Origin of the sequence: Fructobacillus sp. CRL 2054 (assembly GCF_028764065.1) — a bacterium.
In the GTDB taxonomy this organism is placed as follows: domain Bacteria; phylum Bacillota; class Bacilli; order Lactobacillales; family Lactobacillaceae; genus Fructobacillus.
In genome coordinates this window covers 162167-172237 of the sequence record NZ_JACOFN010000001.1, presented here as the reverse complement: position 1 = coordinate 172237, position 10071 = coordinate 162167, and the positions used below count along the sequence as shown (strand labels likewise).

7 protein-coding genes are annotated in these 10071 nt (G+C 44.0%); 1 reads left to right on the top strand and 6 read right to left on the bottom strand.

Going from position 1 to position 10071, the window contains the following annotated elements:
- Positions 1-315: 315 nt before the first annotated feature.
- The gene (locus tag H7198_RS00910; protein ID WP_274457904.1) at positions 316-1062 is read left to right on the top strand and encodes a LytR/AlgR family response regulator transcription factor; all 747 of its coding nucleotides are present in this window, start codon (positions 316-318) and stop codon (positions 1060-1062) included.
- A 57-nt stretch (positions 1063-1119) separates the two neighbouring features.
- Here H7198_RS00910 and gyrA read toward each other — a convergent pair whose 3' ends face one another.
- The 6 genes from gyrA to dnaA form a co-directional block, all read right to left on the bottom strand.
- The gene (gene gyrA / locus H7198_RS00905; RefSeq protein WP_274457902.1) at positions 1120-3597 is read right to left on the bottom strand and encodes a DNA gyrase subunit A; all 2478 of its coding nucleotides are present in this window, start codon (positions 3595-3597) and stop codon (positions 1120-1122) included.
- Between the two features lie 25 nt (positions 3598-3622).
- Positions 3623-5551, bottom strand: coding sequence for a DNA topoisomerase (ATP-hydrolyzing) subunit B (gene gyrB / locus H7198_RS00900; RefSeq protein WP_274457910.1), 1929 nt, complete (start codon positions 5549-5551; stop codon positions 3623-3625).
- An 89-nt stretch (positions 5552-5640) separates the two neighbouring features.
- Complete coding sequence (gene recF / locus H7198_RS00895) at positions 5641-6762, bottom strand: DNA replication/repair protein RecF (protein ID WP_274457899.1); 1122 nt, start codon at positions 6760-6762, stop codon at positions 5641-5643.
- The gene (gene yaaA, locus H7198_RS00890) at positions 6753-7091 is read right to left on the bottom strand and encodes a S4 domain-containing protein YaaA (RefSeq protein ID WP_274457895.1); all 339 of its coding nucleotides are present in this window, start codon (positions 7089-7091) and stop codon (positions 6753-6755) included. Before yaaA ends, recF begins: the two co-directional genes overlap by 10 nt.
- A 185-nt stretch (positions 7092-7276) precedes the next feature.
- Positions 7277-8410, bottom strand: coding sequence for a DNA polymerase III subunit beta (gene dnaN / locus H7198_RS00885; RefSeq protein ID WP_274457893.1), 1134 nt, complete (start codon positions 8408-8410; stop codon positions 7277-7279).
- 182 nt (positions 8411-8592) lie between these two features.
- Positions 8593-9981: a chromosomal replication initiator protein DnaA gene (gene dnaA / locus H7198_RS00880; RefSeq protein ID WP_274457891.1), complete on the bottom strand. Its 1389-nt coding sequence runs from the start codon at positions 9979-9981 to the stop codon at positions 8593-8595.
- Positions 9982-10071: the final 90 nt, after the last annotated feature.

Here is a 10071-nt window from a genome sequence, read left to right as displayed (position 1 = left end):
CAACTTGTGCAACAACTATTTTTATGAGTTTTGCTGGTGATTATCAAGCAAAACTTGATAACCGCTTGTCCCTCGCAAGGAACAATAATTAGTATACCGGCATTGACCCGTTCGGTCAATGCTTTTTTTGCTTTTTTTATTGGAAATTTTGATTATTTATTTGTCTACGAAAGTTATTAGACAAATCCGTCCATTTTATTTAATATTTTGTCGATTTATCTCGTTTAATTAATTATTTTAAATTAAGTAGGGCCTTTTTCAGCAATATTTCGTATAATATCTGTAGAATCAGTCAGCTAGTAAAAGGAGACAGATATGCCTTGCTACATCTTGACCGACAATTTAAAGAGCCAGCGTCTTATTAAGAAGGTTCTATTCAATTCTATTTACTTTGAAACGCCATCCGCCTTACTACACGCCTTAGGTCGAACGCGGAAGGGGCAGGTTATTATTCTTGACTCATGTATTCGTGGATTTGAGCAAGCCGGTATTCAAACTGCTCAACTAATACGTGAACGGGACCCAGACGCTCAGATTATTATGATGTCTGATAATGCCGAAATGGCCATGCTTTGTTTTGAAGCACATGTTGGTCTACTCGACTACATCATTAAAGGAAATTTCAACTCAGCTTTCTTCGACCGTCTTTTGCGTGCTGTTGCAACAGCCAAACTCAACATCCGACACATCTACGACTTTCGTCCTGTATCCATTCGTTTACCGGATGGACGTACCAGCCGCCTATTTGATTTAACACGCATCATTTACATTACGACGGAAAGCGGCAGTTATCATTTGATTGTTCATGAATCCGATCACCAAACGCGCATTCGTTCTTCAATGCGAGAAGTCGAGCTTTTACACGATCACTTCCAACGTGTTCATACATCATTCATTGTGAATACTAGTTATTTGAATGCTTATTATCCAAATGAACACTACTTAACACTCGTGAACGGTCAACAAATTCCGGTTTCAAGAAACTACGCAGGTAAACTACGAGATGTTTTACGCTGGTCATCCGAACAAACCGAGCGGCCTCAATTAATCCATAACAAATAAAAGTCGTCGGGACAATGTCCCGACGACTTTTACGTTAAAGCAATTTATATGGTTGAACTAGTCTTCAGTCGTTTCAGAAGGCGTTTCTTCTTCCACTTCTTCAACTGGTTCCAATTTTGTAAAGGTAGCAACCTTTGACTCATCTTCAAGACGAATCAAACGAACACCTTGTGTTGCACGACCTGTTTGTGACACGTCAGCAATACCGAAACGAATCATCACACCGAGGTTGGTTGTGACCATGATGTCTTCATCACCGTCAACCGTAACCATTCCAGCAAGTGGACCGTTCTTTTCCGTGATTGTAGCGGTCTTAATTCCTTTACCACCACGACCCTTAACAGGGTATTCTTCCGCAGGCGTCTGCTTTCCGTAACCCTTTTCAGTAATGATAAGAACGTTATGGTCGGCTGCTAGAATATCAGCACCAACGACTTCATCGCCTTCACGAAGGTTAATTCCACGTACACCGGCAGCAGCACGTCCCATGAGACGAACAGCATCTTCCGCAAAGGTAACTGAATAGCCATTATAGGTTGCAATAATAACGTTTTGCTCACCGTTAGTCTGCAAGACCTTCAAGATTTCATCGTCTTCGCGAAGGGTGAGGGCCTTCAATCCAGAAGTACGGATATTAGCAAAGTCCTGCACCTTGGTACGCTTAACAACACCCTTACGAGTAACAAAGAAGAGGTTGTCCTGACTTTCACCAGGATTACCGTGAACCGTTAGAAGACTCTGGATAGCTTCGTCTTGGTCAAAGTTCAAGAGGTTAATGACTGGGATTCCCTTAGCCGAACGGCCATATTCAGGAATCTCGTAACCCTTCATACGATAAACCTTTCCCTTATTCGTAAAGAAGAAGAGGGAATCGTGAGTTGAAAGGTTTGCCAATTGCGCAACGAAGTCTTCGTCATTCAAGTTCATACCTTGAACACCACGGCCTCCACGGTTTTGTGCCTTAAATTCAGAGGCAGCAACACGCTTGATGTAGCCGTTGTTTGTCAAAGTGACAATAACGTCTTCTTGTTCAATCAAGTCTTCGTCTTCGATGCTTGTCACATCACCAACCTGCAATTCGGTACGACGTGGGTCACCGAAGCGGTTTTGGATTTCGAGCAATTCATCGTAGATGACTTGATCAATTCGTTCTTGGTGAGCCAAGATATCCTTCAAATCAGCAATCAAAGCCACAAGCTTTTGATACTCATCCTCAATCTTGTCTCGTTCCAAACCGGTCAAACGAACCAAACGCATGTCCAAGATGGCCTGCGACTGCTTGTCCGACAAATCATAGCCATCAATCAAACGGCCCTTAGCTTCATCTGACGTCTTTGATGAACGAATAATATGGATAATTTCATCGATGTGGTCTAAGGCAATTCGCAATCCTTCGAGGATGTGCGCACGTGCTTCGGCCTTCTTTAAATCAAATTCAGTACGACGACGAACAACTGAACGTTGGTGTTCGAGGTAGGCTTCCAAGATTTCCTTCAAAGAAAGGGTCTTTGGAGCACCATGATCGATGGCCAACATGTTGAATGAGAAACCAGTCTGCAAAAGTGTTTGCTTGTAAAGGTTGTTCAAAATAACAGATGCTGAGGCATCACGACGAACATCGATTGACACTCGCAATCCTTCACGGTCAGACTCATCGCGGATGGCAGTAATCCCATCAATCTTCTTATCACGAACCAATTCAGAAATTCGTTCGATCAAACGGGCCTTGTTAACCGCATAGGGTAGTTCGGTCACGATGATTTGTTCGCGACCAGTCTTCGTTTGTTCGATATCGACTTTGGCACGAAGGGTAATGGTTCCACGACCCGTTTCATAGGCCTTTCGGATTCCAGCCTTACCCATAACAATTCCACCAGTAGGGAAGTCAGGTCCAGGCAGTGCTTCCATCAAATCAGCCGTTGTCGCATCTGGGTTTCCCATCAGGATGTGGAGAGCTGAAATCACTTCACCAAGGTTGTGCGTTGGGATGTTGGTCGTCATTCCAACGGCGATACCGGTTGCACCGTTAACCAAAAGGTTTGGGATACGGGCAGGGAGCACGTCTGGCTCACGTTCTTCACCATCGTAGTTGGGAACAAAGTCAACCGTGTTCTTGTTCAGGTCACGAACCATTTCCATGGCAACTTTAGACAAACGCGCTTCGGTATAACGCATGGCGGCAGCTGAATCACCGTCGACAGAACCGAAGTTACCGTGTCCGTCTACCAACATGTAGCGGTATGAAAAGTCCTGGGCCATACGAACCATTGATTCGTAGATAGCTGAATCACCGTGGGGGTGATACTTACCCATAACGTCACCGACGATACGAGCAGACTTCTTGTGTGGCTTATCTGGTGTGTTTCCCTGTTCAATCATCGAATACAAAATTCGACGGTGGACAGGCTTCATTCCATCGCGGACGTCCGGCAAAGCACGGGCAACGATAACTGACATCGCATACGAAAGGAAGGATGTCTTCATCTGCTCCGCTAGATGGGTATTTTTAATACGACTATCTTGTTCTTCTGGCATTTCTTACTCCGAATCAAGCAGTAGCTTAAATATCTAGGTCTTGGACGTAGACCGCGTTATCCTCAATAAACTGACGACGTGGTGGCACATCGCCACCCATCAGCATATCAATAACGGCGTCCGCCTCTTCAGCATCGTGTGGGTCAACACGCAACAAACGGCGGTTTTGTGGATCCATGGTTGTATCGGCCAACTGGTCGTAATCCATTTCTCCAAGACCCTTATAACGCTGAACCTTTGGCTTAGCATTTGATGGCAACTGCGCAAGGTACTCTGTCAATTCTTCATCAGAATCCAAGTAGGTTAAGTGCTTGGAATTACCAAGTGCGACACCATACAAAGGTGGCTGGGCAATGTAGATGTATCCAGCATCAATCATTGGACGCATGTAACGGTAGAAGAGCGTCAACAACAATGTTCGAATGTGGGCACCATCGACATCGGCATCGGTCATGATGATGATTTTGTGGTAGTGGGCCTTTGAAACGTCAAAGTCCTTACCAAATCCAGCACCAAGGGCAGTGAAAAGGGAACGAATTTCTTCGTTTGCCAAAACACGATCCAATGAGGCCTTTCCAACGTTCAAAATCTTTCCACGAATTGGCAAGATGGCCTGTGTCAAACGGTTACGTCCCTGCTTAGCAGAACCACCGGCTGAGTCACCCTCGACAATGAACAATTCAGAAATCTCAGGTTCCTTTGACGTGTTATCCGCCAACTTACCTGGAAGGTTTGAAATTTCGAGTCCAGACTGCTTACGTGTCATTTCACGGGCACGTTTAGCAGACAAACGGGCCTTTTGGGCTAGGGCGCCCTTGGCAACGATTTGCTTGGCAACCGCTGGGTTTTCCATCATGAAACGGGAGAATGTATCCGAGAACATGCGGTCAACGGCCTGACGAGCATCGGAGTTTCCAAGCTTGGTCTTTGTCTGACCTTCGAACTGTGGATCCGGGTGCTTGATGGATACGATGGCAGTCATTCCTTCACGGACGTCTTCACCCGTCAAAGAATCATCGTTTTCCTTCAAAATCTTCTGCTTACGAGCGTAATCGTTAATCACACGGGTCAAAGCGGTCTTGAAACCAGTTTCGTGGGTTCCACCTTCATAGGTGTTGATGTTGTTTGTAAAAGTCTTCAAGTTTTCTTTGACTTCAGTGGTATATTGCAAGGCAACTTCAACGACGATGTCGTTTTCTTCACCTTCAACGTAAACCGGCTCGTCAAAGAGTACTTGCTTGCCTTCGTCCAAGTAGGAAACGTATTCCTTGATTCCACCTTCGAAGTAGAAGGATTCAGAAACGGGTTCATCAGGACGCTTGTCCGTGATTGAAATACGGAGTCCCTTGTTCAAGAAGGCCAATTCACGAACACGTGAAAGCAGGGTCTGGTAGTTGTAAACCGTTGTTTCCTGGAAAATATCAGGATCTGGCTTGAAGTGAACGATGGTTCCACGTTCGATTGGAAGTGGACCGGACTTCTTAGTCATTGGCGTCTTTACACGGCCTGTTTGAAAGTCCATGTAGTAGAGCTGACCGTCACGGACAACCTGCACATCAAGTGAGGTTGAAAGGGCGTTAACAACAGAGGCTCCAACACCGTGAAGACCACCAGAAACCTTATATCCGCCACCGCCGAACTTTCCACCGGCGTGCAAAATGGTGAAGACCGTTTCCAAGGCGGGCTTTCCTGTCTTTGATTGGATATCAACCGGAATACCACGACCATCATCGGTTACCGTAATGGAGTTATCCTTTTCAATTGTCACCGTAATGTGACTAGCAAAACCTGCTAGGGCTTCATCGATTCCGTTATCGACAATTTCCCAAACCAAGTGGTGCAAACCTTGGGCAGTCGTTGTTCCAATGTACATACCAGGACGCTTACGGACGGCTTCCAAACCTTCCAAAACCTGAATCTGATCGGCGTTATAGTCATCAGCATCGGTCTGCATCTTGCTGGCATTTTCGATATCTTCAGCAGAAACTGAGACTGTTTCGATTTCGTTCTTTTCTTCTTCAGCCATGATTCTCCTCTTGCCTCCTACTTCGTCTCCACCTGAATGGTTCCGTCCTTGACCAAAAAGACTTTCGGTTCTTTGATCAACGACCGAGCGACCTCAGAAAGAGAGGGGGCGGTAATAAAGGTTTGTACCTTGTTTTCAATGCTCATTAAGAGATGGGTCTGCCGTGAGGCATCCAACTCTGATAAAACATCATCTAATAGTAAGACCGGATATTCGCCAGTTTCCTGGTGCATCAGGTCAATTTCTCCCAACTTAAGGGCCAGAGCAGCGGTTCGCTGTTGACCTTGTGACCCAAAGTTCGAAACGTCAACACCATTGACCTCAATGGTAAAGTCGTCCCGGTGGGGGCCAACCAAGGTTGTTCCCTGTTTCTTTTCCCGGTCAGACTGCTTCGAAAAAGCAACCCGTAATGCTTCTAAGAGTTCCTCTTCCGTTGAGACTTGCTGCAAATCCACTGCTGTTTTGTAGTGGAGCGTCAGCTCTTCTGTCTGATTAGCCACTTCACGGTGAATCCGAGCCGCTGCTTTTTCCAACTCTTTTAAAAAGCGTTGCTTCAACAGAATCAACTTGACTGATAGTTCAATCAATTGGTCCGTTAAAACTGATAAAAAGACAGCATCTTTTTTCCCACCAAAGGACCAGGCCTTTAAGTAGGCATTACGGTCTTTTAAAACGCGTTTGTATTGGGAAGACAGTTGTAAATAAGTCCGGTTCATTTGCCCGAATTCAATGTCAATAAATCGTCGTCTGATGGCTGGTGGTCCTTTAACAAGGTCCAAATCCTCAGGGGCAAATAAAATAACATTCAATTGACCAATGTAAGTTGACAGGCGGCTCTGATCTAAATGATTCACTCGGGCCTGTTTTCCTTTGTTGGACCAGGAAAGGGAAAGGGGTGTCTTACCAAATCGGTTTTCAATAATACCCGATATTCTAGCCTGGCTCTGGCCCCACTGAATTAAATCTTTATCGATTTTCGTTCGATGGGAACGGGCCAGGGCCAAAGCGTAGATACTTTCCAGCAGGTTTGTTTTTCCCTGGGCGTTTTGTCCAAGAAAAACATTCACTCCTGGTTGAAAAGTCAGCTTCGCATCATCGTAATTACGAAAGTGACTGAGCGATAATTCGGTTAGCTCCACGAAGAAGGTCCCGTTGGCTTATTCTTTGCAACTTTCTTTGAGCCCTTGTCTTGCGACGCTTGAAAACGGGCTAGAATAGCCGCCTTCTCTTCGCGTTCATTTGCTTCAACATCGGACTCGCTGTCAATTTCAAAGACTTGACCAGCAGTTTCGACAGTGTAGCCAGGGTATAACTTCTTTCCCCGGCGGTTTTCTTCTTCACCGTTTACTAAAACTTCCTGCTCTGCTAAATAGGCTTTTGCCATTCCGCCAGTGCGGATTAGGTCAGCGATTTTTAGCAATTGCTGAAGAGTGATGTAATCGGTTGTAATTGCCACGCGCTCAGCCATAAATATCCCCTAATTTTTTATCAGACTTACCCCATTATTATACCATATTTATCTTTATTTGCCCCTAGGAGCCTTTTTTAGCTAATTTAACTAAAAGCAGTCTCTTTAGATAAAAAAGGCAACAAAGTCGCTTTTCGCTTTTATAATAAAAAAAAGACCCCGCGAGGTCTTTTTTATTTTTTAACTTAGAAGGTACGAACAGGTGTAACCAACTGTAGTTGCTTATTATCTGTTTCCCCTTCAGGAATAATGATAAATGGACGAAGGTTTGTCGTGAACTTCAATTCAACCGTCTTACCTTGCAAGACACGGAGAGCATCTCGTACGTAATCAGGGTTAAATGAAATTTCGAGGTCATCACCGGTAATCTTGTTGGCTGCCAAAGCTTCCTTCACTTGACCAACTTCTTGTGAATTACCAGATAGCTCTGCCTGTTGATCCTTGATTGTCAGCAAAACAACGTTATTACGTGATTCGTGTGACAAAAGGGAGGCACGATTAATAGCCCCTGATAGAACACCGGCATCAATTTCCAATTCAGTATTGGCTTCTGATGGAATCAAACGGTCGGTTTCAGGATAGTTTCCTTCGAGCAATCGTGAGTAGAAAGTGGTGTTACCAAAGATAAAGACAGCCTGGTTAGCTGAAAGTTTCACTTCAACAACGTTTTGTCCTTCTAACAGGGATTGGAGTTCATTAAAGGCCTTGGCTGGAATGATAACAGATGCGTCATCAACTGTTTCTGAGCCAACCAAAGTAATAATGCGTTGTGACAAACGGTGCGAATCCGTTGTAACAGCCTTAATTTGGTTACCAGAAAGAGAAAGGTGAATTCCAGTAAGAATTGGGCGACTCTCTTGTGTAGAGGCAGAAATCTTAGTCTGGGCAATCAATTCGATTAATTGAGCAGCAGAAATCTTCAAAGACTTGGTCTCTGATAATTCAGGCAACTTTGGATAGGCAGAACTTGGTTGCCCATTAATCTTAAAGGAAGCAGAGCCAGATGTAATAAGGGCCTGTAATCCTTCAATTGATAGCGTCATGTCCTTAGCAGGCAAGTGCTTCACAATATTAATAAAGAATGTAGCAGGTAATGTGATACCACCAGTTGATTCAATGACCAATTCATTGGCTGTGTCTTCTGCTGTTAAAGTCATTTGAATTGAAATATCAGCATTAGAACCAGTTAGAACTAATTGGTCTTCTTGTAGGTCCAATTTCATATTAGTCAAAATTGGAATCGTTGTTTTAGATGAAATTGCTCGAGCAACGTCATTCAAAGCTTTGATAAATGCTTGACGATTAATCGTAAATTTCATAGCACATGGCCTCCTTTGTGGCAGGTGCGAATAATAAATAAATATAGTAATAAATAACTAATAATAGTAATAAGGGCTGTGGGTTCCGGGGATTAGCTAATGAGCCCCAGAATCATCAGTTTTTGCCTGTGGAAAACTCTGCCGAAAACAACGGCGTGAAAATGGAAGTTATCCACAGGGCCTTACTGCCCATTTCGGATGGCTTCAGCCAAATCCTGAACCATTGCTTTCATTTGACCTTCTTTTTCAACTTGCTCTTCAATTTTTGTGAAGGCGTGTGAAATTGATGAATGGTCTCGGTCCCCGAAGGCCTGGCCGATTTGAGGTAGTGACATATCTGTCATCGTACGGGTGAGATAAATCGCAACGTGCCTAGCCATGACAATGTCTGACTGTCGTCGACTAGATTTCATGTCCTCAACCGTTTGCATGTAATAGTCTGCGACAACCTTTTGAATGCGGTCAACTGTGATTACCGACTTCTTGTTGGCATTGATTTCTTCCAAAATGGTTTTGGCAGTTTCAATGGTAGCTGGCTTATTCATGTAACGAATTTTCGCTTCAAACTTATGAAAGGCGCCTTCAAGCGTTCGGACGTTGTCGTCCACGGATTCTCCAATTAACTGTAAGACATCGTTTGGAATATCCAAATCATTTTGATCTTGGAGGTTTCGCAAAATTGCCACACGTGTTTGTACGTCGGGCTTTTGAATGTCAGATGTAATACCTTGCTCAAATCGTGATTTCAAACGATCCTGTAAATCAGGAATATCATTTGGATAACGGTCGGAGGTCATCACGATTTGCTTATTAGCCTTGGTTAATGCGTTAAAGGTGTTAAAGAATTCTTCTTGCACTTGCGGCTTACCCGCCCAGAACTGGATATCATCGACAAGCAACATATCAAGCGAACGGTATGTCTTCTTAAAGAGCGCCGTGGCGTTGGTATCCCCACCTTTACGAAGAGAGTTGGTGAAATCATTTAGGAAATCTTCAGCCGTGGCATATTTGATGCGGGCATTTGGATTGTCCTGTGCGTATTGATTACCAATCGCTTGCATTAAGTGGGTCTTTCCTAGCCCAACACCTCCATATATAAGGTAAGGGTTATAGACTTTTCCGGGCCCCTCAGCAACCGCTTGAGCAATTGCCCGGGCGTTTTCGTTACCAGAACCAACAACGAATTTTTCGAAGGTATAGTCAGGGTTTAAACCAGCATCCTGAGAAAAGGGAATGTGTTGTTCTGAGTCAGAAGTTAGTCCTGTTGTAACAGGACTGGTAGCTTGTGGAGCAGCGCTTGCAAGGCTTTCGGTTTTTTGAAATTCTGGACGAATAAATTTACCAGTTTCATTGTTGGCATACTCGACGAATTTCATTGAAATTTCGGTATTCCATTGGTTAATGATTTTATCGGCAAAAGTTTCGGGTACCTTAAAAATGAAGCGGTTGTTTTCAATACCAACAGGGGTCAAGGGATCAACAAAGGTGTCGAATGAGATGGCACCAAGGTTTTGGTATAGTGCGAAACTCACCTTATCCCATAATTCAGTTGATGATAGGGTATCTGACATCAAAATCTCCAATTAAAAAAGATGTTAAAAAGGGATGAATACTAAAAATAGTATAGCAAAAAAAAAGAGGAGAGGATAGTTATCCACAGA